Raw genomic sequence first — 22,728 nt, 5'->3', positions numbered from 1 at the left:
GCATCAAGAGCGGAACATTCCCGGGCGACAAAGGTTTTTCCCTATCAAACATGGGAGAAAACGATGACCGAGATCAAGAACAGGAAAACGGCAAGGGATCCTCCGGATCGTGCCGATATTCGCACCCTGCAGGCGCTCGATCAGGCGGCCGGTGGCTCAGGAGATGTCATGCAGGACGCCGCGGCCGGAGCATCGGCGCGGGATATCCCGCCGCAGCCCGGTACGGACGATGCGCGTTGCGAGGATTCTGCCGAATGCGATCAGCGCCGCAAACAGGAGGTCGATGAAGTCTTCTTCAGGATCTCCGAGGTGCAGTCCGGCCCCCAATCGCAGCAGCTCGACGATTTGTCAGCAGAGGAAGATGTGCCTTCGGCACAGAAACATGAAAGGGCCGATGCCGAAATCCGTGCGGAGATCGTAGGCAGGCTGAAAGCGGATGGTCTGCTCGATGCCGCAGGCATTTTCGTAACCGTAAGCCGCGGACGCGTCATCATCGAGGGATCCGTCGAAAATCACGAAGCCAAGCAGCGCGCGGAAGCGATCTCCCGGCAGGCGGGCGGCATTGTCGGACACGACAGCAACCTTGCCGTTCGCAAAACGCGATAGATGGAAACGCCGAGATGCGCATGTTGTTGATCGTAGTTTTCGGCCTGATGATCGCATCGGTATTGTCCATTCTCGTCATCAAGCCATTCACTGCCGGAAACAGCCGGGATACGACCGTGACCAGCGGTCCACTCGAACAACCGGAGCCGAAGCCGTAAGGATGCATCCTCATTTGCTGGGCTGCTGACTGTTCTGCTGGCCATTTTGCTGATCGTCCGGCTTGATGACGGGCGTATTGCCGACCTTTGGTGCGGGCTTTTCCATTTGACTGTCGCCGATGGCCGGCGGCTTGAGAACGCCGCCGCAGTACGCCAGCTTCTGACTTGGATTGCTGTCCGGTGTCGGAGTTGCCTGCGCGTCGCCTGTCTGATTGTTTTCGGTCTGGCGACTGGTGTCCGTGGCCTTGCATCGGTCGTCGTTCGGCGCTTGTTGAGCAAGTGTAAAGGTCGAGGAAATGGCAGCCGCTATCGCCGCTGACAGGAGGACGCGACGGCATCTGGGCAGGGTCCAGCTATTCAAATGGCGCGGCCAATCGAACCTGCGTTGAAACGATTGCGTAGAAGCTGGCATCGCCGTCGGCGATACTGCGTTGGTGATATCCTTTGCCATTGTTCACCTCGATGACGATATGGGTTCCCGTGGCGAAAAACGTTTCCAATTGGGCTCGTCGTCCACTGCGATCGGAACCACGGCTTGAGAGGCCGATATCTTCGACCTCCCAGATGCCGGGAAGGCTGCGGATCGGATGGGTGGGAAGCTCGTCTGCCGTTTCGTTGGCTATGGAGAGAAAGCGGAAAAATCTCCATATTCTTCAGCACCATCGCGTCCGCTTGGCACGATCTGCAGCCTCATAAGGCTAACGTCGGGCTATATGCATTGTTCCGTCCGATGCCGACGGGGCGCGGCGTTGCGCGATGGAACCATCTCGCGGCGCTGAGGTTAGGCCGCTATGGCATTTGCAACGAACGGAGGCTTACAATGGCATCTGAGGAACCCAAAAAGCCGCTATCCGCGACCGAGGCCCGTCAGGGCGTACGCGGCGTGCATCTTTTCGCCGTTTTGGTCACGGCGCTGGTTCTGGCGGCAATTGTGTGGGCCGGCGTCGAACTATGGGGCCGCTACATCGAGCCGAATCAATCGGAGAATACAGCGCCGACCATAAGCTCCTCCGGCGGACAGCCGCAGGGCGGCACGATCAACAATACCACGCCTGCCGGACAGGCGGCCCAGCCCGCGCCAACCGACCGGTCGGAAAACAATCAGCAGGGCACCAAGAGCACGCCGGCCCAGCCGAACCGCGACGGAACTCAGAATTAGGGGTGAAATCTCTCCGGGAATTTCCTGTAGAAACTATCCGACGTTACTCTCCTTCGCAGAGGCATCATTCTCGGCTCCGCGCGTCGCAACTTTCTGCTGAAGCCTTATCAGCACTTCTTCGCCGTCGATGGATGCTCGCGTTCGCTCCATGATCTCACGTTCCGCGGCCGCCTGTTCCCAGTGGAGGTGGCTGCATCCCCAGGGGCGTCCCGCAGCTTCCCAAATGGCGTAGGCTCGCCTGCTGATCCATTCGAACCGTTCATCCGTCATTTTTGCCTCCCTTTTGGATGCACAGAACCGCGCTTGAATATGAATGTTCCGCGCCGGGAACAATAATGGTGCTGACGGGTTGCACCTTATGTCCAGTACTTCACAAACGCATGAATCCACGACAGAAAGGAGGACCCTGATGGCTTTGACGTTGATCAGCAAGGCTTTCGCTGAGGACGAGCCGATACCGAGCAAATACGCGCTGGAAGGCGAGAATTTGTTCCCTCCGCTCTCTTGGGGCGGCGCTCCCGCTAAAACCCAGAGCTTTGCCCTGATCGTCGAAGATCCGGACGCGCCGAGCGGCACGTTTTGCCATTGCGGCATTGCCAACATTCCGGCGGCTTGGACTGGACTGGCCGAAAGCGTCGATACGACACTGGAGCAGGCGCTCCGCTTTTACAGGAACGATTTCGGCAATGCGCGCTATGACGGTCCCCGGCCGCCGCGGGGCGATCCACCTCATCGCTATATATTTCGGCTCGCCGCCCTTGATGTGCCGAGGGTTACGCTTCCGGATGCCGTCGGGGCAGAGGCGATGTGGCAGAAGGTGAAGAAACACACGCTGGCAGAGGCAAGCCTCGTCGGCACCTATCAATCATAGGCTCGTGCTCTCCGCGACCGGCGGTGCCGGGCGCACCCTGCATGAGATGAATGGTCGCCGAAATCCGGCGTCCGGAATGTTGCAATGAATGGAAAAGACCAAGGCGATTCAGACAAGGAAGAACCGCGCACCTTCGCGGCCGAGGATGTTCGCCAAGGCGAGATCATCCTCAAACGGCGGTGGCAGCGCGTCGTATTCATCGGCGGTCTCGCCGCGGTGGTGCTGATCATCCTGCTGGTGCGCTTGGCCGGATAGGCAAACGAGATCGAAAACAAATCGAAGGAGGGCTCATCATGCCCGCAAAGTCGAAATCTCAACAAATGGCAGCCGGTGCGGCGCTCGCCGCCAAACGCGGTGAGACGAAGAAGAGCGAGCTGAAGGGGGCATCGAAGAGCATGGTCGACTCCATGAGCGAAAAGGAACTTCGCGACATGGCATCGACCAAGCGAAAGGGAAAACCGGAGCACTCGGCCAAATCTTGATGGTTAGAGCAATTCCAGGAAAAGTGCGCAGCGGTTTTCCGTCCGGAATTGCGAGACAAGAAAGAGATAGAGCAATTCCCTGAAACGCTGAACTGCTTACCGCTTCCACCGCCAGTCCCGAATTTCCGGCATGTCCTCGCCATGACGCCGGACATAGTCGTGGTGCTTGGTGAGCTTTGCCTGCAGGCCTTCGATGACGTTCGGAACTTTTTCGGCCAGACCCGGCACGCGGTTGATCGCTTCAAGAGCAAGATGATACCGATCCAGCTCGTTCAGCACGGTCATGTCGAATGGCGTGGTCGTCGTGCCTTCCTCGATGAACCCGCGCACATGGATGTTGTCGTGATTGGTCCGTCGGTAGGTCAGCCGATGGATCAGATAGGGATAGCCGTGATAAGCGAAAATGACAGGTTTATCCGTGGTGAAGATCCCGTCGAATGCCTGATGCTCGAGGCCGTGCGGATGCTGCTCCGGATCCTGCAGGGCAAGAAGATCGACCACGTTGACAGTGCGGATCTTCAGGTCCGGGATTGCCTCGTGGAGTAGCATGACGGCGGCAAGCGTCTCCATGGTCGGCACATCGCCGGCGCAGGCCATGATGAGGTCGGGGGCGATCGTATTATCCTCGTAGCTCGCCCAATCCCAGATGCCGGCGCCGGCCTTACAATGGGTGATCGCCTCGTCCATGCCGAGCCACTGCGATTCCGGCTGCTTGCCGGCGACGATGACGTTGATCCGATCGTATGTACGCAGGCAATGATCGCCGACCCACAGCAGCGTATTGGCATCCGGCGGCAGGTAGATGCGCACCACGTCGGCCTTCTTGTTGGCGACGAGATCGACGAAGCCCGGATCCTGATGGGAAAAGCCGTTGTGGTCCTGCCGCCAGACATGTGACGTCAGAAGGTAGTTCAGCGACGAGATCGGCTTGCGCCATGGCAGCTCGCGCGAAACCTTCAGCCATTTGGCATGCTGGTTGAACATGGAATCGACGATATGAATAAAGGCCTCGTAGCACGAGAAGAGCCCGTGCCGGCCGGTCAGCAGGTACCCTTCCAGCCAGCCCTGGCAGAGATGCTCGCTCAGAACCTCCATCACCCGGCCATCCGGGGCGAGATGGACGTCATAGTCTTCGATCGGCTCCATCCAGACGCGATCGGTGGCTTCGAAGACGCTGCCGAGGCGGTTCGATTCCGTCTCGTCGGGGCCAAAGATGCGGAAATTCTGTTTGACATCATTGAGCTTCAGCATGTCGCGCAGGTAGTGGCCAAGAATCTCCGTCGATTGCACCTGCTTGCTGCCGCGCTCGCCGATCTCGATGGCGTAATCCTCGATGGAGGGGGTCAGAAGCTCCTTGCGAAGCAGGCCGCCATTGGCATGAGGGTTGGCGCCCATGCGCCTTTCGCCCTCAGGCGCCAGCGCCTGCAGCTCGGCCTTCAGCCGCCCGTGGCGATCGAAGAGATCGTCCGGATCATAGCCGCGCATCCAGTCTTCCAGGATCTTGCGATGGCCCTCGTCGCCGCGGCAGTTGGCGACGGGCACCTGATGCGCCCGCCAGAAGCCTTCGACCTTCTTGCCGTCGACGTCCTTGGGGCCTGTCCAGCCTTTCGGGCTGCGCAGGACGATCATCGGCCAGCGCGGCATTCCTTCGGGCGATGCCTTTTCGCGCGCGTTCCTCTGTATGCCGCGGATGCGGTCGAACGCCTGATCGAATGTGGCGGCCATCGCCTGATGCATTGCGGGGGGCTCGTGCCCCTCGACGAAAAACGGCTCGTAGCCGTAGCCGGACAACAGGTTTCTGAGATCCTCATCGCTTGCCCGGCCGAGGATCGTCGGATTGGCGATCTTGTAGCCGTTGAGATGAAGGATGGGCAGCACTGCGCCATCGCGCGCCGGATTGAGGAATTTGTTGGAATGCCAGCTTGCCGCCAGCGGCCCGGTTTCGGCTTCGCCGTCGCCGACGACACAGGCAACGACGAGGTCGGGATTGTCGAAAGCAGCGCCGAAGGCATGGACGAGCGCATAGCCGAGCTCGCCGCCTTCGTGGATGGAGCCCGGCGTCTCGGGTGCCGCATGGCTTGGAATGCCACCGGGGAAGGAAAACTGCTTGAACAGCTTTTGCATCCCTTCCGTGGTCTCGGAAATATCCGGATAAATCTCGCTGTAGGTGCCCTCGAGATAGGTATTGGCGACCATGCCGGGACCGCCGTGGCCCGGTCCGCATATGTAGATGATATCGAGATCGCGCGCCTTGATGACGCGGTTCAGGTGGGCATAGATGAAGTTCAAACCCGGTGTCGTGCCCCAGTGGCCGAGCAGTCTCGGCTTGATGTGCTCGGGCCTCAGCGGCTCACGCAGCAGCGGATTGTCCATCAGGTAGATCTGGCCGACGGAGAGATAGTTGGCGGCCCGCCAGTAGCGGTCGATCAGAGAGAGTTCTTCGGGTGAAAGCGGCGTGGTGACTGCATTCATTTCCGTCTCCTCGTTTTCGTCACCCGATGAGCGCAAGGGCCTCGTCGGCGATAACCTGTTCCTCATCGGTCGGGATCACGAACAGCTTCACTTGGCTGGAGCCTGCACAGATCGAGGTCGAATTGCGCCGGTTCGCGTCGTCATCGATCTGGATACCCAACCATTGCAACCTCTGTGCGACGCGGGCCCTGATCTCAGGTTGGTTTTCGCCGATGCCGGCCGTGAAGACGAGAGCGTCGAGGCCGCCGATGGTCGCGCACATCCGGCCGACTTCGCCTGATATGCGCAGGCAGAAGAGATCTATGGCTTCAGCGGCTTCCGGCCTGTTGTCTTCGAGCAGAACGCGCGTGTCGCCGCTGATGCCGGAAACGCCAAGCAGGCCGCATTCGTGGTAGAGAAAGTCTTCGATCCGTTCCGGCTGCGGCATCCCGCCTCTCATCAGATAGAGCAGCGCGCCCGGGTCGAGCCAGCCGGGACGCGTCGCCATCGGGATCCCGTCCAGTGCCGAAAATCCCATGCTGGTGTCGTGGCTGGCGCCATTTTCCATCGCGCAAAGGCTGGCGCCGCTGCCGAGATGGCATGCGACGACCTTACCGCTGGCGGCTGCCGGATCGATCTTGCGAAGCTGCGAGGCGATGTACTTATAGGAAAGGCCGTGAAAGCCGTATCGACGCACGCCATCATCATGCATGCCGCGCGGGATTGCCAGCCTCCGAACAAGGTCGGATTGCGACGAGTGGAAGGCCGTGTCGAACGAAGCGACTTGCCTGACGTCCGGTCGAAGCTTTTCGATGGACCGGATGACGCGCAGGGCCTGCGGCTGATGCAGGGGAGCAAGGGGAGTGAGCTTCTCGATCCGGTCGATCACGGCATCGTCGAGCAGCGTCGCCTCCCGAAACGTCATACCGCCATGGACGACGCGATGGGAGACCGCGCGCAGCCGGCCTGGAAGGTGAGCGAGCATATGCTCCAGGGTTTCGGCGACGACGGAGACGAAATTTGCATCGTTATCGCCCTTGACCGCCTTCTGGTATTTATCGTCTCCGATGGAATAGCGAAGCATCAGCGGGGTTTGATCGAAGTCGATCCTTCCGCGGCCGACATTGCGGGCCTGCGTGCCCGCAAGCTCGAAGATCCCTATTTTCAAGGTCGAGGATCCCGCATTGAATGTCAGCAAGACATCGTCGGTCATGTCAGCCTCGGGTGAAGGGTATCGACTACCGCTAGTTAGGGCATTCGCGCCCGGAAGCAACCGGGGAGGGGCTTCGGGAACCAAGCTGGGGCCAGACGGTTCGGATCATAACCATAGTTATTCGGCAAATGCAGGCCGAGTAAGGAGGTGCAAAATGGAAAGCTACCGGCGATATCGCAAGAACGAGGTTCCGCCTGGCTCCATTATCGTCAAATTCTATCATTCCGGCGATCAGATCAGGGGCTTCCTGCGCAAGGAAACACCACCCGGCGAAGATGATGTCATTTTCCTCGGTGAGGAAATGGAGCCCAATGACGCTTTTATGGCGGCGCGCAACAAGATGACCGGCGAGACGCTGAGGCCCATCTATGTGGAATTGTCCGAAGGCGTGCAGTGGGACCCGGCATGGGGCCGACTGGAGTGATCCGAACCGAGCCGGCGCTTTTCTCCTGTGGTGACGAGAACCTCATCGGCCCGCCCGATGCTGACAGGCTTCTTCTGTAATCTCGACCTTGCGCGGCCGCTTGCGAGCAGAGGCCGACGCGGCTTCGGCGGGTGAGGCAAGCCCGAGCCGCTCCGTGGATCCGGCTCGGCAAAGCGGAGCGCCTATAGGCTCTCCTGTCGACCGCGCGCTCCTCATGCCTCGACATAGGCTGCGAGTTCAGCGGGTGTCCCCTGCGGGAATGCTTCCTTCAGATAGTCGAGAAAGGCAGAAACGCGGGCGCTGAGGAGCCGCCGCGTCGGGTAGAGCGCCCAAAGGGCGGTCTGAAATCCTTCCACTTCGCCCCAGCTGACCAGCCTGCCGGCGGCCAGATCGGGGCTGGCGAGCGATAGCGGTAGACGCGCCGCGCCCACGCCGGCGCGAACGGCATCGCGAACCATGATGAACGAGGAAACGCTCAGAACCGGCCTTGCCGCGAGACGCAATTTTCCCGCCGAGGTCGTCACCTCCCACGATTCAGCCCGGGCCATCGACCCACGGGTGACGGCGGGAACGGCATCATTGCCCGTCGGGCACGGCAGCTCGGGACTTGCCACCACAACCAGCCGATCGTGCAGGAAGACGCGGCCGACAAGACTTTCATCCGGCTCCGGATTCACGCGAATGACCACATCATAGGCTTCCTCGATCATGTCGACGGCGCGGTCTTCCGTCGTAATCTCGAGCTGAACTTCGGGATATTTCAGGACGAATCCCGCTGCAAGCTTTCCCAACGCTGTCTGGGAGAACAGCAAGGGTGCACTGATCCGCAATCGGCCTCGGGGCCTATGTCCGCCCGATGCGATCGCCTTTGCAGTTTCGTCAAGCTCGGTCAGCAGCGCGCCCGTTCGCTCAAAGAGTGCGCGCCCCTCCTCCGTCAGCTTCAGCGTCCGTGCACCGCGCTCGAACAGGCGCAGCTCGAGACTTGCCTCCAGCTCGGCCACGCGCCGTGACAGGGTTGCCTTCGGACGGCCGGCTGCGCGAGCGGCCTTTCCGAACCCGCCATGGCGGGCGACCAGATTGAAATCGGCAAGAGCGAGCAGATCCATGTGTTTCACCAGTGGGACAGTGCGTCCAGATATAGCGTCTATCGGGATAAATATGGATCACTAAATTGATGGCTGTCAACTGAACCCAACCCGGAGTAACCACCATGACCATTCTCGTTACTGGCGCTACCGGCCGTGTCGGCCGCCACGTCGTCGAACAGCTTACCCAGCGCGGCGCCAAGGTGCGCGTGCTGACCCGCGACCCCTCGAAGGCCAATGTCCCGGTCGGCGTCGAAGTCGCTCAGGGCGATCTGCTCGACATCGATGCCCTGCGCAGCGCCTTCAAGGGCGTGAGCACGCTCTTCCTTCTCAACGCCGTCACCGGCGACGAATTCACCCAGGCAATCGTCACGCTCAACATCGCCCGCGAGGCAGGCGTCGAGCGGGTCGTTTATCTGTCGGTGTTCGAAGCCGATCATGCAGTGAACGTGCCGCATTTTGCCGTGAAGTTCGGCGCCGAGCGCATGCTCGTGCAGATGGGCTTCAGCGCCACTATCCTGCGCCCAACCTACTTCATCGACAATGAACTGATGATCAAGGACGTGATCCTGAGCCACGGCGTCTATCCGATGCCGATCGGCAGCAAGGGCGTCGCCATGGTGGACGCGCGCGACATCGCCGAGGTCGCCGCGATCGAGTTGATCCGTCGCGATTCCGCGCCCGGTAAGCTGCCGATCGAGACCATCAACCTGGTCGGACCCGACACGCTGACTGGTCCCGGCGTGGCGAAGATCTGGTCGGACCTCCTGGGCCGCTCGGTCGCCTATGGCGGCGACGATCCGAGCGGGTTCGAGCAGAACATGGCGACCTTCATGCCGAAATGGACGGCCTATGAAATGCGCCTGATGGCCGAACGCTATGTCAGTGACGGCATGATCCCCGCGGTCGACGACGTCGAACGGCTGACGAATATCCTGGGCCGTCCGTTACACTCCTATCGCGACTTTGCGGCCGCTATTATGACCGCGGCCTGAGGCCTGGCCAACTCAACCTGACCGCATGGAGATTTATCGATTTAACTGTCACCGTCGCGGTGAACCCCGCCGTTAAGCCAAATTGGCTGGCAAGCAGGTCTGTAAGGCCTGGAACTGAAGGCGCGCGACACGCGCTTTTTCCCGTCGTTCCATTCAGTTGGAGCCAATGTTCGCTACTGGGGAATTTGAGAGAGATGACTCTTGTAACAACAGGGTCGTTGGTTCACTTCCCTTCAAGGCAATAGATCATCTAGAGCGGTTCAGCTTTTCACGGAATCTCCGAACCGCTCTATCTCTTTGTTTCCTCGCAATTCCGGACGGAAAACCGCTGCGCACTTTTCCTGGAATTGCTCTATGCACAAGGCGGACGAAGCCAAGAGCCTCTGCCTCGTCTTCTCAGGACGGCTGCAGCGATCGATTGAGCGACAATAACAACTGCCGTTTGGCGGCTTCGAATGATACGGATGCCCGGTCACGTCTTCTTGGCAGGTCGATCCTGATTTCATCGAGGATACGGCCTGGCCACGGCCGCATGACGACGATCCGGTCCGCCAGCACAAGCGCCTCTTCGATATCATGTGTCACCAGCACGAGCGTCGGACGCGTTTCCGACCAGATGTCGAGGAGGTGATCCTGCAGATCGGCGCGCGTGAAGGCATCGAGCGCCGAAAAAGGTTCATCCAGCAGCAGCACTTCCGGCCGGGTGACGAGCGCGCGAGCGATTGCTACCCGCTGGGCCTGGCCCCCCGACAGCTCTTTCGGCCAGCGCCCGCCGAATTTTCCGAGGCCGACCATTTCCAGCGCCGCCTCTACCCGCTGCTTACGATCATCGCCTTCGAGTTCGGCAAGGCCGAAGCCGACATTGTTGGCAACGCTCAGCCAGGGAAGCAGGCGCGGCTCCTGAAAGATCAGGTTGATCAACGGATGCGGCTTTGTGACCGGCTCGCCGTTGAGCTCGACCGTTCCATGCGTGGGCGTTTCCAGGCTGCTGATCAGCCGCAGCAGCGTGCTCTTGCCACAGCCCGACCCGCCGATCACGGCAACGATCTCGCCTGGCGCAAGGCCGAGCGAAAAGCCATCGAGTGCGCGCACGCCGTTTGCATAGGTCTTTCCCAGGTTCCGCAGCGTCAGCATCGGCTCATCCCTCGCGCCTGTAACTGTCCTGCCAGTTCAGGAAGGGGGTCGTTGCCGCGAGCAGCAGGCTGTCCGTCAACTTGCCGATAATGGCGAAGGTGATGATGGCGGCCATGATCTGGTCCGGTTTGCCAAGCTGCTGGCCGTCGACAAGGAGATAACCGAGTCCTTCCGAAGCGCCCATGAATTCCGCCGCCACGACGAACATCCAGCCAAGACCGAGACCGGAACGCAGGGCCGTCACATACGCCGGCAAGACTGCGGGCAGCATAACCCGCCGCACCAGCGCGAAGCCGGACAGGCGGAAGATGCGCCCGACCTCGACGATCTTGCGATCGACCGACAGGATGGCACCGGACACGCCGAGATAGACAGGAAAGAATACGCCGACGGCGATCAGAGCCACTTTCGAGGCCTCGAAAATCCCGAACCAGAGAATGAAGAGCGGCACCCAGGCGATTGACGGGATCGAGCGCAGCGCCTGCAGCGAGGGATCGACCAGCCGTCGTGCGAGCCCGAAATATCCGGTCACGGCGCCGGCAACCGTCGCGGTGCCGGCGCCGATGACAAACCCGAGCAGGACCCGCAAGCCGGTGATGGCGATATGATTGGGCAACTCGCCGGATTTCCAGAGCGACCAAAGTGTCGCCGCGACCCTGGATGGCGGCGGCATGAGACGGCCGGAAAACCAGCCCGCCGCGACGGCGGTTTCCCAGAACAGCAGTCCGAGTGCCGGCAGCAAGATGGCCACGACAGCCTTGCCACCCACTCCATAAAAGGTCGACGCCGCGACCGAGCGCGGCGTTACCGTTTCTGTCTTGATGCCGGTCTCGGCCAAGTCCGTCATGGCGATGATACGTGCTTTCTTACTGCGTTTTGCTAACCGCGAAACGATCGTCGATCAGCTCGTTGGTGACTTTCCGGATATCGACGTCGGCGGGCAGGACGCCGGCGCTCTGCAGCGCGAGGCCCGCTTTCGAAATCGTGTCGCGCTGCTGATCGCCGATGGTCGATTGGGAAATGTCGGTGCGCTCAAGCTGCTTGGCGATGACATCGTCCGGCAACTTGGCCGCTTCCACCAGAGCCGCCTTCAGCGCGGCGGGATTGGCGATCGCATCGGCGCGCGCCTGTTCGTAGACAGCAATGACCCGCTTGACGATGTCGGGATGCTCGGCGGCGAAGGTCTCGGTAGTGTTGAGCACGCCCCATGTGTTGTTTTCCGGCTTGCGGTAGAAGAGCTTCGCCTTGTCTTCCACCTCGGCAGCCGCCATCAGTGGATCGAGCCCGGCCCAGGCATCGACGTCACCGCGCAGAAGCGCCAGTTTGCCGTCGGCATGCTGCAACAGCACCAGCTTCACGTCCGACTGTTTCAGCCCGGCATCCGCCAGGGCGCGGACGAGAAAGATGTGCGGATCGGTGCCGCGCGTGACCGCGATCGTCTTGCCCTTCAGATCCTGGACGGTGGAAATTGGGCTGTCGGCGCGGGTGACCAGAGCCGTCCATTCCGGACGCGAGTAAACGTAGATCGACTTGACCGGATTGCCGTTGACCCGGGCGATCAGCGCCGCAGCGCCTGCCGTCGAGCCGAAATCGATCGAGCCCGCGTTCAGGAATTCCAGCGCCTTGTTCGAGCCGGCAGACTGGACCCAGCGGATGCTGATCTTGTCCTTGGCGAATTCCTTTTCCAGGAGACCTTCCTTTTTCAGAAGAAGGCCGACCGGATTATAGGTCGCCCAGTCGATCCGGATCTCCGAAAGATCGGCCGCCTGAGCCGATGCAAACCCTACCCCAAAGGCGACGGCGACACCCATCATCGCCGAACGAAACAAGCCCATATCGATCCCCAACTGTTTGGCAGCTAATTGACATATGAGGACAGCCTACGGACCGGGCGCTGACGCGTGAAAGCTATAATGTCTATTTCTATGGAATTTGTAGAAATAGTTTTCTCAATGCGCACAAATCCACGGACAATGACCGCGCCACCGTCATGACGCCTCAATGCATCTTTTCCGCAAATGGTTGAAGGAATTCTCCCTCGTTTGAGATGACCGACCGGTCGATGGAAATGCTCAACTAATCCGCTCAGGCAGAAGCGAATAGGCCACGTCGGGCGTGTGAGTCTCCATGAAGTCTCCACGCAACCTGCGTCAACTCTCGATAACAAGGCGCGAGTTTGGTCACGAAGAAGGCTGACGTGTCATGTCGGCAGGAGTAAGCCTATGAAAATCAGACCCATCGTTTACGTCGCGACAGCATTCATGCTCGCCGGCTTTGTTCAGCCCGGCCGCGCTGCCGAGGTTGCCGGTTATTCCGGCGTCAATATCAACGTCCGCTCCGGGCCAAGCGTCAGGTTTCCGGCCGTCGGTGTGCTGGGCGCCGGCACGGCAATGACCATTCACGGCTGCCTCGCGCGCTATACCTGGTGCGACGTCAGCGCCTCGGGCCTTCGCGGCTGGGCGTCAGGAGCGCACATTCAGATCGTCCACGAAGAGCGGCGGGTCTATGTGCCCGCCTATGCGCGAGAGGTAGCGGTTCCTGTCATCTCCTTCCACGTCGACAGCTATTGGCACGATCACTATCAGGATTACCAATTCTACAGCGACCTCGATCGTTGGGAAGGCTATCGCTGGGAAGACGATGGAATGCCTCCCGGCTGGCGCGATGATTGGGACATCCCTTATGAAGGCAACGAATATTGACCGAGCATAATCTCGGCAGGCGACTTGGCTCCATTGAACGTCACTGGCGGGCATTGGGTTGGCTTGTCGGCGAAAATCAGGATGACGAAGTAAGACGGCCTCCGCCAGACCGATGCACATCCTCCGCCCCGTCTAATCGGAAATGGCGCGTTTTGACCGTGACGAGGGGCGACATGGTCGAGCGATATTTCATCGTCATATGTCTTTTCGTCGCCTCGCTTGGCATCGTTCTTTCGATGCTGGTCAGCAATGCCGGAACGACCATCAGGCGGGGCGGCGATTTTCCCCTTATTGAATCACGATTGTCTATTCCGGCCGAGTGAGCAACTCTCGCCGGGCAAGACGCTCGCCCTCCACGCAATCTCCATGCAATCTGCGCCCAACTTTCATCGCGGCGCGCAAGTGTGGTGTTCGAAAGGGGCAATCATGCTCGCGCGTAACTTCGCAACGATTTGTATCATCATGTCCTTGTTCGCCATCGCCTTTTCAAAGCTGGTGGACGACCTGCGCACGGCTGATCGCCCGTCCGACGCGATATACGTTCATCTCGGCAAGTAATGTCGATGCAGGGAATGGATCTGGTCCGGCCGACGGGCGCCCTTTCGAGCAAATAAACTGCGATTGGTAAGAACAAGAATGAAGCTGTCGAAACGTATTGGACGGGCTCTGGCAATCGGAGGAATAATCGCGGTAGCGCTGATCGCCATTGGGTCGGCGCGAGGCGTTTTCGAAGCGCCGCAGCCATCTGTGTTCACCGAGCGGGTCGTGCTCGGATCCGTGGAAGAAACGGTGCTTGCCAACGGTCTATTCGAACCCGCCCGGATCGTCAGCGTCGGCGCGCAGGTCTCCGGCCAATTGAAGGCGCTGCATGTCGAGCTCGGTCAGGCCATCAAGGCCGGCGATCTGATTGCCGAGATCGACTCCACCGCGCAGGCGAACGCGCTTCGCATCGCCGAAGCAGCTCTGGCCAATGTCAAGGCTCAGCGCAAGGCGCGCGGCATTCAGCTCCGGCAGGCGGAGCAAACCTACAATAGACAGAGCACCATGGCCCGCCAGCGGGCAGCTTCCCCGGCCGAGCTTGAGACGGCGGAGGCGACTTTCAGGACGCTTGAGGCGGAGGTGGAGGCACTGGAGGCGCAGATCGCCCAGTCTACGGTTGAGGTCGAGAACGCCAAAGCCAATCTCGGCTACACGAAGGTCGTGGCACCGATGGACGGCGTCGTGGTCGCGGTCGTGACCAAAGCGGGGCAGACACTGAACTCCAATCAGACCGTACCGACAGTCGTCGTGCTGGCGCAGCTTAATATTATGCGGGTCAAGGTACAGATATCGGAAGCCGATATTTCCCGCGTGAAGCCCGGCCAAACCGTTCGTTTCACGATTACGGGTGATACCCGAACTCCGACTGTTGGCAGGTTGGAGCAGATCGAGCCAGCGCCGGCGACGATCGCGACGGAATCGACGACTGCAGCCGCAACGGGCGGCCAGGCCACCACTTCGGCGATCTATTTCAGCGGACTGTTCGTGACACCCAATCCCGATGGTCGGCTGCGGCCCATGATGACGGCTGTCGTCGCGATTGTGGTCGGGCGGGCCAAGGACGTGCCGCTCGCCCCATGGTCCGCATTAACCGGGCGCGATCCAAGCGGTCGCTATCGCGTCCAGGTCCGCTCCCCTTCTGGTGAACTTTCCGAGCGTCTCGTCACAATAGGAGTAACTGACAGGATCAAGGCTCAAGTGATCGACGGTCTGGAGATCGGTGAGGAAGTCGTCATTCCAGCCGATGGCCAGGCATCGGACCCCAACGCCATGGGGATGATATGACCGTCCTGCTGGAAATAGAAAATGTCTCGCGGCTGTTCCATGCGGGCGAGGAAACCATTACCGCGCTTGCCGGGATCAACCTTCATATCGAAAGTGGCGAACTCGTCGCGATCGTCGGCGCAAGCGGCTCCGGTAAATCGACGCTTATGAACATCCTCGGCTGCCTCGATCAGCCGACTGCCGGCGACTACCGTGTCGGCGGACGCAGCATCTCCGGCCTCAACGCGGACGAACTGGCGGCGCTGCGAAGGGAGCATTTCGGGTTTATCTTCCAGCGCTACCATCTTCTCGGAACGCTGAATGCAGCCGATAATGTGGCAATGCCGGCCGTCTACGCCGGCCTCGACGCGGCGTCCCGACGCGCGCGGGCAAGGGCGCTTCTGGGCCGGCTCGGGCTCGGCGAACGCGTTGACCATCGTCCCAACCAGCTTTCCGGCGGCCAGCAGCAGCGCGTGTCCATCGCTCGCGCGTTGATGAATGGCGGCCGCATCATCCTTGCCGACGAGCCGACCGGCGCACTCGACAGCAAGAGCGGTGAAACCGTGCTTGAAATCCTCAAGGAGCTTCACGCCGGCGGCCATACCGTCATCATCGTCACCCACGACATGGAAGTGGCGGGTCATGCCGACCGCATCATAGAGATTCGCGACGGGCTCGTCCTCTCGGATCGGCGCAGCCGTGAACCGGCCGCCGCTGCTTCAACGCTTTCCTTCGCGAGCAGTGCGCCGATCGGCGTTCTGGCGGGTTTTCAGCGGCGCCTTGCCGAGGCCTTTCCGATGGCGTTGCGCTCGATGGCGGCGCATCGGGTCCGCACATTCCTCACCATGCTCGGTATCATTATCGGCATTGCTGCGGTCGTCGCGGTCGTTGGTCTGGGTGAAGGCACGCGGCAAAAGGTGCTCTCCCAGATCAGCGAACTCGGCGCAAGCACGCTTTCGGTCTATCCTGGACGCGGTTGGGGCGATGAGCGCGCTGCCAGCATCACGACACTGGTCGTCGCGGATGCGGAGGCTTTGAAAGCGCAAAACTATGTTGACAGCGTCACGCCACTGGTGTCCAGCAGCGCACGCATTCGGTTCGGGCGTATCTCCATCACCGCCAACCTCAACGGTGTCGGCCAGGATTATTTCCGGGTAAACGGCCTCAAGCTTGTTCGAGGTGCAGCCTTCTCTGCCGAAAGCGTCGCCGAGGGGCGCCAGGAGGCGGTAATCGATGACAGGGCCGCAGTTACGCTTTTCCCGGGCGGCCTATCTCCCCTTGGCAAGATCATCATGATCGACCGTGTTCCGGTGGTCATCATCGGTACGGTGGTCCGCTCGACAGGCGCATCAGGTGACAAGAGCCTGCAAATATTCCTTCCATATACGAGCGTAACCGGCAGGCTGCTCGGCCCGGCGACCAGCCTCGCCGGACTGACGGTGCGCATCGCCGACAATGTCGACACGATCGCGGCGGAACGTGCCATTGTCGGGTTGATGACCCGCAGGCACGGCACGCAAGACTTCTACGTCTTCAATAGCGATCAGTTGCGCCGAACCATGGAGAACACTTCGCGGACGATGACGCTATTGATTTCGTCGGTCGCGGTCATCTCGCTGATCGTGGGTGGCATCGGCGTCATGAACATCATGCTTGTTTCCGTTACCGAGCGCACCCGCGAGATCGGCCTGCGCATGGCGGTGGGCGCGCGCCGCATCGACATCATGCTCCAGTTCCTCATCGAAGCCGTCATCATCTGTATCGCCGGCTCCATCCTTGGCGTCGGACTGGCGCTCGGCGTTGCCACTGCCTTCGGTGGGCCAGGTAGCGAGTTCCCGATGGTGATTTCTCTCGACGCCGTCCTTGCGGCGTGTCTTGTCGCGCTTCTGATCGGCCTGTTCTTCGGCTTCCTGCCAGCCCTGAATGCTTCACGCCTCGATCCGGTCGATGCTCTTTCCAGAGAATAACTATGGTCTTCGTCAGATTTATTGTAGCTTGTTGTTCTGCTGTCCTTGTCGCTTGCACCAGTCTGTCGACACCTTTTGTGCGCCCCAATCTACCTGCCTGGCCAACATGGTCGGCCTCTGCCCGTGCAGACGCTACGCCGGCCAGCACTGATCAGTGGTGGATTGCTTTTGGAGATTCCAAACTCACAACGCTGATCGGCGAAGTGGTCGCCCGCAATAACGATGTCTTCGCCGCTGCTCTTCGCGTTCGCAGAGCACGCTTGCAGGCAGACCTTGCTGCAAATGTCCAATTTCCAAAGCTGAACGGCAATCTCGCCAGTTCCAATAACCAGCCGCTCGACGGAGACGTTGCTTCGTCTTCGTCGTCGTCTGCGTCCATCGGCGTTTCCTACGAGGTCGATCTATGGGGCAGGCTGGCAGCGCAGCGCGACAATGCAGGCTTTGAAGCCCAGGCAACCGTCGAGGATTACCAGGCAGCGCGCCTTGCGACGATTGGCATGACGATCGAAACATGGTTTCGCATCGCCCATGCCAATCAGTCGATCGCCTCGGCCGAAAGCAGCCTTGCTTATGTCAGTCAGATACAGGCTCTGGTGCGGACCCAGGTGGAAAGCGGTGCGGCGTCGGACCTGGAGCTTCGCGAGGTGGAGCAAACTGTCGAAACGCAGGCGGCTCGGATATCCGAATTGCGGCAGGCGCGGCTTGTCCTGCGCAACGTGCTCACCGTGCTTTTGAATGGCGCGTCCAGCCCGGTTCCCGAACCGCAGGGCTTGCCGCGGAGGAGACTGCCAGTGATTGCGGCGGGTTTGCCCGCCGACCTGCTTGCCCGTCGCCCCGAACTTCGGGCTGCCGAGGCACGGTTGCGCGCCACACTGAGAGGCGTCGACGCGACCAGCGCCAGCTTCTATCCTGCGATCTCGCTTACCGGCGGACTCGGCACCAGCAGCCAGCAGCTCATTTCCTACATCTCCAACCCAGTTGCGACCTTGGGCCTTGGTGCCACCCTCTCATTTCTCAACCTCAAGGATATGAAGCTGACGGTCACCGTTTCTAGGGCGCAGTATGACGAGGCCGTTGCTGGCTTCCGCACCACCTTGCTGAATGCATTCGCCGATGTCGCCAACGCGCTCGGAGCCCGCGCCGATTATGCCGAACGAGCACGCCGCCTGCGCAATGCCCATTCCGCCGCGCGGGAAGTGGAAAGATTAACCGAGGCGCGGTATCGGGCAGGCGCCATCACCTTGCGCGTCTGGCTCGACGCACAGGAGCGCCGCCGCGCCGCCGAGGTCTCTCTTTCCGACGTCCGGCTCGCCCAACTCGTCAATGAATCAGTATCGTACCGCGCGCTCGGTGGCGGCGTCACGACTGGCGATTAGGAGGTCACGAGCGGTGCGTTGGGCGCAAACAGTCGAGCATGGACGCACCCAGCAGTCGGGTGAAGCCGCCGCTCTATGGTCGAGCTATTCTCTCGTACCGAACTTACCGGCAGGACGCCCTGAAATCCATCTACGCTTATGAGCGTGTGATGCCCTTTAGCAAACGGTTTGCCGAAGCCTTCTTCACTGCGGTTGCGATCTTTTCGAGAAAAGCTGCGCTCACATTGCCGATCGGCCTGATCGACTCGAAGTCGAAAGCCTTGTCCAGTTCGACGCGGTTATATTCGTCGAGGATGATCCAACAGGGAAAGGAAAGGCCCGCTCGGCGGCACTCCATCTCTGGAAAGGAAAGGACGACTCGTTCGGGCTTGGGTTCCTGCGACGTGATCGGAAACAGATAGACAGCGCCGGGGTTACCGGGTGAGCGCACGACAATACAGACCGGCCGTGCTTTGCGGCCTGATTCCTCGCCGGCCTGTGCCTGGCGCGCCCAAAGATAATGGAAGCGGACGATCTGTCCCCGCTCAAGCATCGCGATGCGTCCCGTCGAGGATCGCGTCGATGCCTTCCATTAATTCGTTGTGAATGTGTTCCGGCGCATCCTCCAGCCGGTAGCTTTGTGCTTGCGGCTGCCCCTTCAGCCTACCATAGGCTTCGGCTGTCAGGATCACCAGCTTTGGCTTGCCGCGTTTGGTGAGCGCAATTGGCTCGATCAGCGCCGCCTCGAGGATTTCCCCGGAGGCACGGTTCATGTCGGAAAAAGTAAACTGCTTCATGGCTGCCTCACGAAAGATTTTACGTAAAATACGTATTTCATGCGAAATATGCAATTGAAATGCGATTATCAGATTGAATGACTGGAGTAAGCCACCATCCGTTCCCGAAATGAGGCTCTTGCCGAGCGTATGTTATCGCAGGCCGCCCGGCTGATATCTACCGAGCGTCTGTCTGATTGTAGCGGCCAAGCGCGAGCTTTCAACCGGCACGTTGGATTACGGAACGCTCAGTCTTGCGCCACGGCGTGGGCCTGTTCGGCCATGAGTGCCTTGCGTTCGGCAGCACGGGTTGCGTACCGGCTCGTGCGTCGAGCATATTGCCCACCGGTGAAATCAGTCCAATTCATTGTGGTCTCTGTTCTTCCCAAGCAAATAAACGGAATCACAACTAGCTGACTTCACTCAACTTATTTCCGGTCGGGCGCTAAGAGCCGCTGGTCGTCTGATAATGCAGCGACGCGAACCCGAGACGACCCCGCAGCAACCCAACTATGCTGCCCAGGCACGCTGCCGCGCGCACCAACGTCCTGCCACCGGTCAATGGCGCAGCGAGAATGCAATAGCTCAGCGTCCACACTCGTCCCAAAATCGAGGTAAACATCCGTGGCCACCCCACTTTTGAGCCCTTGCTATTTCGTCTTTCAATCAAGATGCTGCTGTGATCCCGAGAGCGCCTGTATTGGTAACGGAGTGTCAAGCGCTCGATGGGAACCGTCTCGTGGGAAACTGCATGGGGTGTCCAAGTCGTAGAAGCGCCGAGCTTCAGTGCATCGGTCCACAATTGCCAATCCTCGCCACCCGCTAAGCCAAGTGTGTTGTCGAAACGAAGGCCGGTGCGACGAAAGAATTCCAGCTTTCCCATCCAGCTGCCGGTTGCCAGCTTGATGTGCTTGGCTTTTCCCCTCTCGACGAGACGAATGGATTTCGCTTCGCTGTTGCGATTCATTCTGTCCATTCCGGACCAAACCATCCTGTTCCATGAAGAGGCGGTTGCCGGTGGCGGCGCGAGCCTGACAGGCGATGCTACGATATCAAAATCCTGAGCGTCCCGCGCAGCAAGCAGTTGTGTGAGCCAGTCTTCCTCGACAGTTTCGTCATCGTCGGCAAAGGTTAATATGTCGCCGCCGGTTGCAAGGGCAGCTTCAAGGGCGCGGTTGCGAGCAAAGGCGATCCCAAGCCGCGTCTCCAGCTCGTATTGAACGGCCGACTTCGGTACTTGCTCTCGAAATTTCTCGATAGCTTGATCTAACGAAGCCGTTTCATTGTTCTCGATGATGATGAAATGGAGACGAATTCCGTCAGGCACCTTCAGCCTACTATAGGATTCCAGAAGATTTGAAAGCATTTGCGGCCTTGCACGCGTGACGGTCCCCACGCAAATCGTTCTCTCGCGACCACCTGCTTTATAAAGGAGAGATAACTTCATCGGGATCTAACGGAGCGCACATTTACTCAAGACGTTAAGCCAGCTATCCACTTGGCGAACCGTCTGCCGTGGTAACCACAGCATGTCGTCCTTGGGTAAGATCCTTCCGCTAAAGGTCGTGGTCGCGCTGACATAGCTAGCCTGCTCAACGACATATCTGACCTGTTCAGACACGGCGCCATACGGATAGGAGAGGCTGTCGACCGAAGTTCCCAACATGTCTTCGAGTGTGCAACGAGCAAGGGTGATTTGCCGTCTTGCCTCCGCAGTTGAGACTTCCGTCAGCGCGATATGATCAAGACCATGGGCACCGACTTCCTGGCCCATTTGCAGCCATTCCAGTATCTCTTCCTTCGACATGCATTGCGAGTATGGAGCCCCGAACGGTGAGTCCCAAATATTGAATCCGCTGATTTGGCTCGCGACAAAATAGCTTGTCGCTGTAAATTGCAATTCTTGAAGGGTCGGTAGAGCATCCGTGTGAACGCCCCGAAAGCCATTGTCAAAGGTGATGCCAAAGACTCTGCCCGACTTTTCTCCGCGCAAATACGGCTTGAGATCACGCATGGATAATCCGGTAAATCCCAGTCTCTTCAATCGTCGCATCTGGATGCGAAAATTGCTCGGGGGAACGGTTCGATAGCGGAGGTAGATACCTTGCTCAGCGGGGTCAGCGATCTGGCTGTATCTTAAAATCGATATCGACATGCTATCTTGCCGCAACATTGGAGGGCAGAATGCGACGTTTACCGGCCAATCGAGCGAGCCGTTTGATCCTGCTGCGATAAAGCGGGCGCAAGATCTCGTGGATGCATTTCTGCAAGAGCGGCTCGCGTCGTTTGAGCGTGCTCCCGCCCAATGTGCCGGAAATCTCGTGAATGGCATGGGGCGTGATCGACTTCGGCACGACGCCCGTCAACCAAAACATCTGCAAGAACACATCGACGGGTCGATCCACTTGTTCGGTTGCCTTGAGCAACTTGATTGCTGCGCCGCGGGTGACCAGTTGCGCTCCCATTCCAAGCCCGGGGCAGGTGGGCTCGATCAAGGCAAACTTGCCGGCTGTGGCGATCTGACGGCCGCTCTCACGACCTCTACGGATCGGGAACCGTATGAGATCGTCGGGACCTATATGGGCGAGCGCCAGTGCGAGGCTCCTGTAAAAGCCGTCATCAAGTTCGATATCATCCTCCATGACGAAAGCGATATCGATGTTTTGATCGACAATTGCCTGCCATGCTTTTCGGTGCGAAAGGAAGCAACCGATCTCGGCGTTGGTAAGCTCGAAGGGATAGAAAGGCTGATGCAAGTGTCGTTGATAGAACTCTCGCCGCTCCCGCTTCAGAAGCAGGCGACCGTCGACAGCGGGCAAAATCGATGTGGAAAAAGGAAGAAGTTTCAACAGCCTTTCAGCATGTTGCTGGCGCTGTTTGACGCGCAGCAAGTGGATGATGAAGCCCATTGTGGATAGGTTATCCTGGCGCCTGAACTGGGAGGAGAAACTAAGCTGAGATGCTTCGCAAACAGAATAGGGCGTTCGCCGTGCAGTCGTCGCTTTTCTGTTCGCCGGGCAGGAGTTGTCGTGTTTCAAGATCTTCCCTTCCACGTTCGGATCGTGCTTCTGGAAAAAGCTTAGAGCACCGCAATATCCAGATTGCGTGGAGAATGGGCTGACACTTGATGCAAAAAATATCGAGTATGCGGCCAGCGCAGCAAGGGAATGGACAGTGACCTTCGGCAGAAAGTGGTGGTTCTTGCAGCTGATCGCGGGCGTGCTCATCAAATCGCTGCCATCCGCCAACCGGTAAGCCAACGACAGCGTGACAAGGCCTATGATTGCGTTATGCGGGGTCTCGCGAGTTCGACTTCAGGAGATCGCCGGAGAACAGGCTCTGACCTGCAGAGCCTCCGGATATCATACTGAGAATGGAAAATCAGCCACAGTCAGTCCAGTTTTGCGGATTGGTGGCCTTTTCGGTTGTTGCCATAAGATTGTACAAGATAGTTGTGATCGTTATCGCAACGCTTGTTCTCACCGCGGTTGAAACCTGATTTTCCGTGAGAATGAGCATTGCGCGGGCGTTCAGCAGAATTAATATG

26 protein-coding genes are annotated in these 22,728 nt (G+C 59.5%); 13 read left to right on the top strand and 13 right to left on the bottom strand.

Annotated features, from left to right (window positions below):
• Positions 1 to 63 precede the first annotated feature (63 nt).
• Positions 64 to 606: a BON domain-containing protein gene (locus ACPYOP_RS11190; protein WP_481410452.1), complete on the top strand. Its 543-nt coding sequence runs from the start codon at positions 64 to 66 to the stop codon at positions 604 to 606.
• A 20-nt stretch (positions 607 to 626) separates the two neighbouring features.
• Positions 627 to 764: a hypothetical protein gene (locus ACPYOP_RS11185; RefSeq protein ID WP_481410451.1), complete on the top strand. Its 138-nt coding sequence runs from the start codon at positions 627 to 629 to the stop codon at positions 762 to 764.
• A 10-nt stretch (positions 765 to 774) separates the two neighbouring features.
• Here ACPYOP_RS11185 and ACPYOP_RS11180 read toward each other — a convergent pair whose 3' ends face one another.
• Positions 775 to 1,215: a hypothetical protein gene (locus ACPYOP_RS11180; RefSeq protein WP_481410450.1), complete on the bottom strand. Its 441-nt coding sequence runs from the start codon at positions 1,213 to 1,215 to the stop codon at positions 775 to 777.
• Between the two features lie 369 nt (positions 1,216 to 1,584).
• Here ACPYOP_RS11180 and ACPYOP_RS11175 point away from each other — a divergent pair, with 369 nt between their 5' ends.
• Entirely contained in the window at positions 1,585 to 1,923 is a 339-nt protein-coding gene (locus tag ACPYOP_RS11175) for a hypothetical protein (protein ID WP_481410449.1), read from the top strand.
• 33 nt (positions 1,924 to 1,956) lie between these two features.
• Here the strand turns inward: ACPYOP_RS11175 and ACPYOP_RS11170 are convergent, their stop codons facing one another.
• A complete protein-coding gene (locus tag ACPYOP_RS11170; RefSeq protein ID WP_481410448.1) occupies positions 1,957 to 2,193 on the bottom strand; it encodes a DUF2934 domain-containing protein in 237 nt (78 codons plus the stop codon).
• A 139-nt stretch (positions 2,194 to 2,332) separates the two neighbouring features.
• On the opposite strand from ACPYOP_RS11170, the gene ACPYOP_RS11165 reads away from it, so the two are divergent.
• From ACPYOP_RS11165 to ACPYOP_RS11155, 3 genes are all read left to right on the top strand, one after another.
• Complete coding sequence (locus ACPYOP_RS11165) at positions 2,333 to 2,794, top strand: YbhB/YbcL family Raf kinase inhibitor-like protein (protein ID WP_481410447.1); 462 nt, start codon at positions 2,333 to 2,335, stop codon at positions 2,792 to 2,794.
• An 84-nt stretch (positions 2,795 to 2,878) separates the two neighbouring features.
• Positions 2,879 to 3,049, top strand: a complete 171-nt coding sequence (locus ACPYOP_RS11160) for a hypothetical protein (RefSeq protein WP_481410446.1) — start codon at positions 2,879 to 2,881, stop codon at positions 3,047 to 3,049.
• A 38-nt stretch (positions 3,050 to 3,087) separates the two neighbouring features.
• Entirely contained in the window at positions 3,088 to 3,276 is a 189-nt protein-coding gene (locus ACPYOP_RS11155) for a DUF3008 family protein (protein WP_481410445.1), read from the top strand.
• Positions 3,277 to 3,372: 96 nt separating this feature from the next.
• Here ACPYOP_RS11155 and ACPYOP_RS11150 read toward each other — a convergent pair whose 3' ends face one another.
• Positions 3,373 to 5,748, bottom strand: coding sequence for a phosphoketolase family protein (locus tag ACPYOP_RS11150; RefSeq protein ID WP_481410444.1), 2,376 nt, complete (start codon positions 5,746 to 5,748; stop codon positions 3,373 to 3,375).
• A 19-nt stretch (positions 5,749 to 5,767) separates the two neighbouring features.
• A complete protein-coding gene (locus ACPYOP_RS11145; protein WP_481410443.1) occupies positions 5,768 to 6,940 on the bottom strand; it encodes an acetate/propionate family kinase in 1,173 nt (390 codons plus the stop codon).
• A gap of 154 nt (positions 6,941 to 7,094) precedes the next feature.
• On the opposite strand from ACPYOP_RS11145, the gene ACPYOP_RS11140 reads away from it, so the two are divergent.
• Positions 7,095 to 7,364 (top strand): hypothetical protein, encoded by a 270-nt coding sequence (locus tag ACPYOP_RS11140; RefSeq protein ID WP_481410442.1) that lies wholly within the window; start codon positions 7,095 to 7,097, stop codon positions 7,362 to 7,364.
• 212 nt (positions 7,365 to 7,576) lie between these two features.
• Here the strand turns inward: ACPYOP_RS11140 and ACPYOP_RS11135 are convergent, their stop codons facing one another.
• Complete coding sequence (locus ACPYOP_RS11135) at positions 7,577 to 8,470, bottom strand: LysR family transcriptional regulator (RefSeq protein ID WP_481410441.1); 894 nt, start codon at positions 8,468 to 8,470, stop codon at positions 7,577 to 7,579.
• 104 nt (positions 8,471 to 8,574) lie between these two features.
• Here ACPYOP_RS11135 and ACPYOP_RS11130 point away from each other — a divergent pair, with 104 nt between their 5' ends.
• Positions 8,575 to 9,444: an SDR family oxidoreductase gene (locus ACPYOP_RS11130; RefSeq protein ID WP_481410440.1), complete on the top strand. Its 870-nt coding sequence runs from the start codon at positions 8,575 to 8,577 to the stop codon at positions 9,442 to 9,444.
• A gap of 396 nt (positions 9,445 to 9,840) precedes the next feature.
• Here the strand turns inward: ACPYOP_RS11130 and ACPYOP_RS11125 are convergent, their stop codons facing one another.
• Genes ACPYOP_RS11125 through ACPYOP_RS11115 form a run of 3 tightly spaced genes read right to left on the bottom strand, consistent with a single transcriptional unit; the run spans position 9,841 to position 12,413 of the window.
• Complete coding sequence (locus ACPYOP_RS11125; RefSeq protein WP_481410439.1) at positions 9,841 to 10,578, bottom strand: ABC transporter ATP-binding protein; 738 nt, start codon at positions 10,576 to 10,578, stop codon at positions 9,841 to 9,843.
• A 4-nt stretch (positions 10,579 to 10,582) separates the two neighbouring features.
• On the bottom strand, positions 10,583 to 11,425 hold the full coding sequence (locus tag ACPYOP_RS11120) for an ABC transporter permease (protein ID WP_481410438.1): 843 nt from the start codon (positions 11,423 to 11,425) through the stop codon (positions 10,583 to 10,585).
• 19 nt (positions 11,426 to 11,444) lie between these two features.
• A complete protein-coding gene (locus ACPYOP_RS11115; protein ID WP_481410437.1) occupies positions 11,445 to 12,413 on the bottom strand; it encodes an aliphatic sulfonate ABC transporter substrate-binding protein in 969 nt (322 codons plus the stop codon).
• Between the two features lie 387 nt (positions 12,414 to 12,800).
• Here ACPYOP_RS11115 and ACPYOP_RS11110 point away from each other — a divergent pair, with 387 nt between their 5' ends.
• The 5 genes from ACPYOP_RS11110 to ACPYOP_RS11090 all read left to right on the top strand — a co-directional run bounded on the left by ACPYOP_RS11110 (position 12,801) and on the right by ACPYOP_RS11090 (position 18,426).
• On the top strand, positions 12,801 to 13,280 hold the full coding sequence (locus tag ACPYOP_RS11110; protein WP_481410436.1) for an SH3 domain-containing protein: 480 nt from the start codon (positions 12,801 to 12,803) through the stop codon (positions 13,278 to 13,280).
• Between the two features lie 249 nt (positions 13,281 to 13,529).
• Positions 13,530 to 13,838, top strand: coding sequence for a hypothetical protein (locus tag ACPYOP_RS11105; protein WP_481410435.1), 309 nt, complete (start codon positions 13,530 to 13,532; stop codon positions 13,836 to 13,838).
• Positions 13,839 to 13,916: 78 nt separating this feature from the next.
• Positions 13,917 to 15,104, top strand: a complete 1,188-nt coding sequence (locus ACPYOP_RS11100) for an efflux RND transporter periplasmic adaptor subunit (RefSeq protein ID WP_481410434.1) — start codon at positions 13,917 to 13,919, stop codon at positions 15,102 to 15,104.
• Complete coding sequence (locus ACPYOP_RS11095) at positions 15,101 to 17,050, top strand: MacB family efflux pump subunit (RefSeq protein ID WP_481410433.1); 1,950 nt, start codon at positions 15,101 to 15,103, stop codon at positions 17,048 to 17,050. The genes ACPYOP_RS11100 and ACPYOP_RS11095 overlap by 4 nt, the downstream gene beginning before the upstream one ends.
• A gap of 2 nt (positions 17,051 to 17,052) precedes the next feature.
• On the top strand, positions 17,053 to 18,426 hold the full coding sequence (locus tag ACPYOP_RS11090) for an efflux transporter outer membrane subunit (protein WP_481410432.1): 1,374 nt from the start codon (positions 17,053 to 17,055) through the stop codon (positions 18,424 to 18,426).
• 136 nt (positions 18,427 to 18,562) lie between these two features.
• Here the strand turns inward: ACPYOP_RS11090 and ACPYOP_RS11085 are convergent, their stop codons facing one another.
• The 5 genes from ACPYOP_RS11085 to ACPYOP_RS11065 form a co-directional block, all read right to left on the bottom strand.
• Entirely contained in the window at positions 18,563 to 18,958 is a 396-nt protein-coding gene (locus ACPYOP_RS11085; RefSeq protein ID WP_481410431.1) for a type II toxin-antitoxin system PemK/MazF family toxin, read from the bottom strand.
• Positions 18,951 to 19,202 (bottom strand): type II toxin-antitoxin system prevent-host-death family antitoxin, encoded by a 252-nt coding sequence (locus ACPYOP_RS11080; protein ID WP_481410430.1) that lies wholly within the window; start codon positions 19,200 to 19,202, stop codon positions 18,951 to 18,953. Before ACPYOP_RS11080 ends, ACPYOP_RS11085 begins: the two co-directional genes overlap by 8 nt.
• 424 nt (positions 19,203 to 19,626) lie before the next feature.
• Positions 19,627 to 20,628 carry a glycosyltransferase gene (locus ACPYOP_RS11075; RefSeq protein WP_481410429.1) on the bottom strand — a complete coding sequence of 334 codons (1,002 nt, stop codon included), beginning with the start codon at positions 20,626 to 20,628 and terminating at the stop codon, positions 19,627 to 19,629.
• Between the two features lie 6 nt (positions 20,629 to 20,634).
• Entirely contained in the window at positions 20,635 to 21,195 is a 561-nt protein-coding gene (locus tag ACPYOP_RS11070; RefSeq protein WP_481410428.1) for a polysaccharide deacetylase family protein, read from the bottom strand.
• A gap of 142 nt (positions 21,196 to 21,337) precedes the next feature.
• Positions 21,338 to 22,408: a glycosyltransferase family 25 protein gene (locus ACPYOP_RS11065; RefSeq protein ID WP_481410427.1), complete on the bottom strand. Its 1,071-nt coding sequence runs from the start codon at positions 22,406 to 22,408 to the stop codon at positions 21,338 to 21,340.
• Positions 22,409 to 22,728 lie beyond the last annotated feature (320 nt).

The sequence above is a fragment of the Rhizobium sp. KNZ2-6A genome (assembly GCF_056755475.1).
The sequence above is the reverse complement of the archived record's forward strand: the minus strand, read 5'-3'. Positions and strand labels throughout refer to the sequence as shown.

Bases quoted from the DNA above. Each gene is read 5' to 3' on its own strand.
- ACPYOP_RS11110 (WP_481410436.1), top strand. From the start codon at position 12,801: ATGAAAATCAGACCCATCGTTTACGTCGCGACAGCATTCATGCTCGCC.
- ACPYOP_RS11155 (WP_481410445.1), top strand. From the start codon at position 3,088: ATGCCCGCAAAGTCGAAATCTCAACAAATGGCAGCCGGTGCGGCGCTC.
- ACPYOP_RS11070 (WP_481410428.1), bottom strand. From the start codon at position 21,195: ATGCGTGATCTCAAGCCGTATTTGCGCGGAGAAAAGTCGGGCAGAGTC.
- ACPYOP_RS11170 (WP_481410448.1), bottom strand. From the start codon at position 2,193: ATGACGGATGAACGGTTCGAATGGATCAGCAGGCGAGCCTACGCCATT.
- ACPYOP_RS11120 (WP_481410438.1), bottom strand. From the start codon at position 11,425: ATGACGGACTTGGCCGAGACCGGCATCAAGACAGAAACGGTAACGCCG.
- ACPYOP_RS11100 (WP_481410434.1), top strand. From the start codon at position 13,917: ATGAAGCTGTCGAAACGTATTGGACGGGCTCTGGCAATCGGAGGAATA.
- ACPYOP_RS11105 (WP_481410435.1), top strand. From the start codon at position 13,530: ATGCCGGAACGACCATCAGGCGGGGCGGCGATTTTCCCCTTATTGAAT.
- ACPYOP_RS11140 (WP_481410442.1), top strand. From the start codon at position 7,095: ATGGAAAGCTACCGGCGATATCGCAAGAACGAGGTTCCGCCTGGCTCC.
- ACPYOP_RS11175 (WP_481410449.1), top strand. From the start codon at position 1,585: ATGGCATCTGAGGAACCCAAAAAGCCGCTATCCGCGACCGAGGCCCGT.
- ACPYOP_RS11125 (WP_481410439.1), bottom strand. From the start codon at position 10,578: ATGCTGACGCTGCGGAACCTGGGAAAGACCTATGCAAACGGCGTGCGC.
- ACPYOP_RS11075 (WP_481410429.1), bottom strand. From the start codon at position 20,628: ATGAAGTTATCTCTCCTTTATAAAGCAGGTGGTCGCGAGAGAACGATT.
- ACPYOP_RS11085 (WP_481410431.1), bottom strand. From the start codon at position 18,958: ATGCTTGAGCGGGGACAGATCGTCCGCTTCCATTATCTTTGGGCGCGC.
- ACPYOP_RS11150 (WP_481410444.1), bottom strand. From the start codon at position 5,748: ATGAATGCAGTCACCACGCCGCTTTCACCCGAAGAACTCTCTCTGATC.
- ACPYOP_RS11185 (WP_481410451.1), top strand. From the start codon at position 627: ATGTTGTTGATCGTAGTTTTCGGCCTGATGATCGCATCGGTATTGTCC.
- ACPYOP_RS11130 (WP_481410440.1), top strand. From the start codon at position 8,575: ATGACCATTCTCGTTACTGGCGCTACCGGCCGTGTCGGCCGCCACGTC.
- ACPYOP_RS11065 (WP_481410427.1), bottom strand. From the start codon at position 22,408: ATGAGCACGCCCGCGATCAGCTGCAAGAACCACCACTTTCTGCCGAAG.
- ACPYOP_RS11190 (WP_481410452.1), top strand. From the start codon at position 64: ATGACCGAGATCAAGAACAGGAAAACGGCAAGGGATCCTCCGGATCGT.
- ACPYOP_RS11115 (WP_481410437.1), bottom strand. From the start codon at position 12,413: ATGGGCTTGTTTCGTTCGGCGATGATGGGTGTCGCCGTCGCCTTTGGG.
- ACPYOP_RS11090 (WP_481410432.1), top strand. From the start codon at position 17,053: ATGGTCTTCGTCAGATTTATTGTAGCTTGTTGTTCTGCTGTCCTTGTC.
- ACPYOP_RS11095 (WP_481410433.1), top strand. From the start codon at position 15,101: ATGACCGTCCTGCTGGAAATAGAAAATGTCTCGCGGCTGTTCCATGCG.
- ACPYOP_RS11180 (WP_481410450.1), bottom strand. From the start codon at position 1,215: ATGGCAAAGGATATCACCAACGCAGTATCGCCGACGGCGATGCCAGCT.
- ACPYOP_RS11080 (WP_481410430.1), bottom strand. From the start codon at position 19,202: ATGAAGCAGTTTACTTTTTCCGACATGAACCGTGCCTCCGGGGAAATC.
- ACPYOP_RS11165 (WP_481410447.1), top strand. From the start codon at position 2,333: ATGGCTTTGACGTTGATCAGCAAGGCTTTCGCTGAGGACGAGCCGATA.
- ACPYOP_RS11145 (WP_481410443.1), bottom strand. From the start codon at position 6,940: ATGACCGACGATGTCTTGCTGACATTCAATGCGGGATCCTCGACCTTG.
- ACPYOP_RS11135 (WP_481410441.1), bottom strand. From the start codon at position 8,470: ATGGATCTGCTCGCTCTTGCCGATTTCAATCTGGTCGCCCGCCATGGC.
- ACPYOP_RS11160 (WP_481410446.1), top strand. From the start codon at position 2,879: ATGAATGGAAAAGACCAAGGCGATTCAGACAAGGAAGAACCGCGCACC.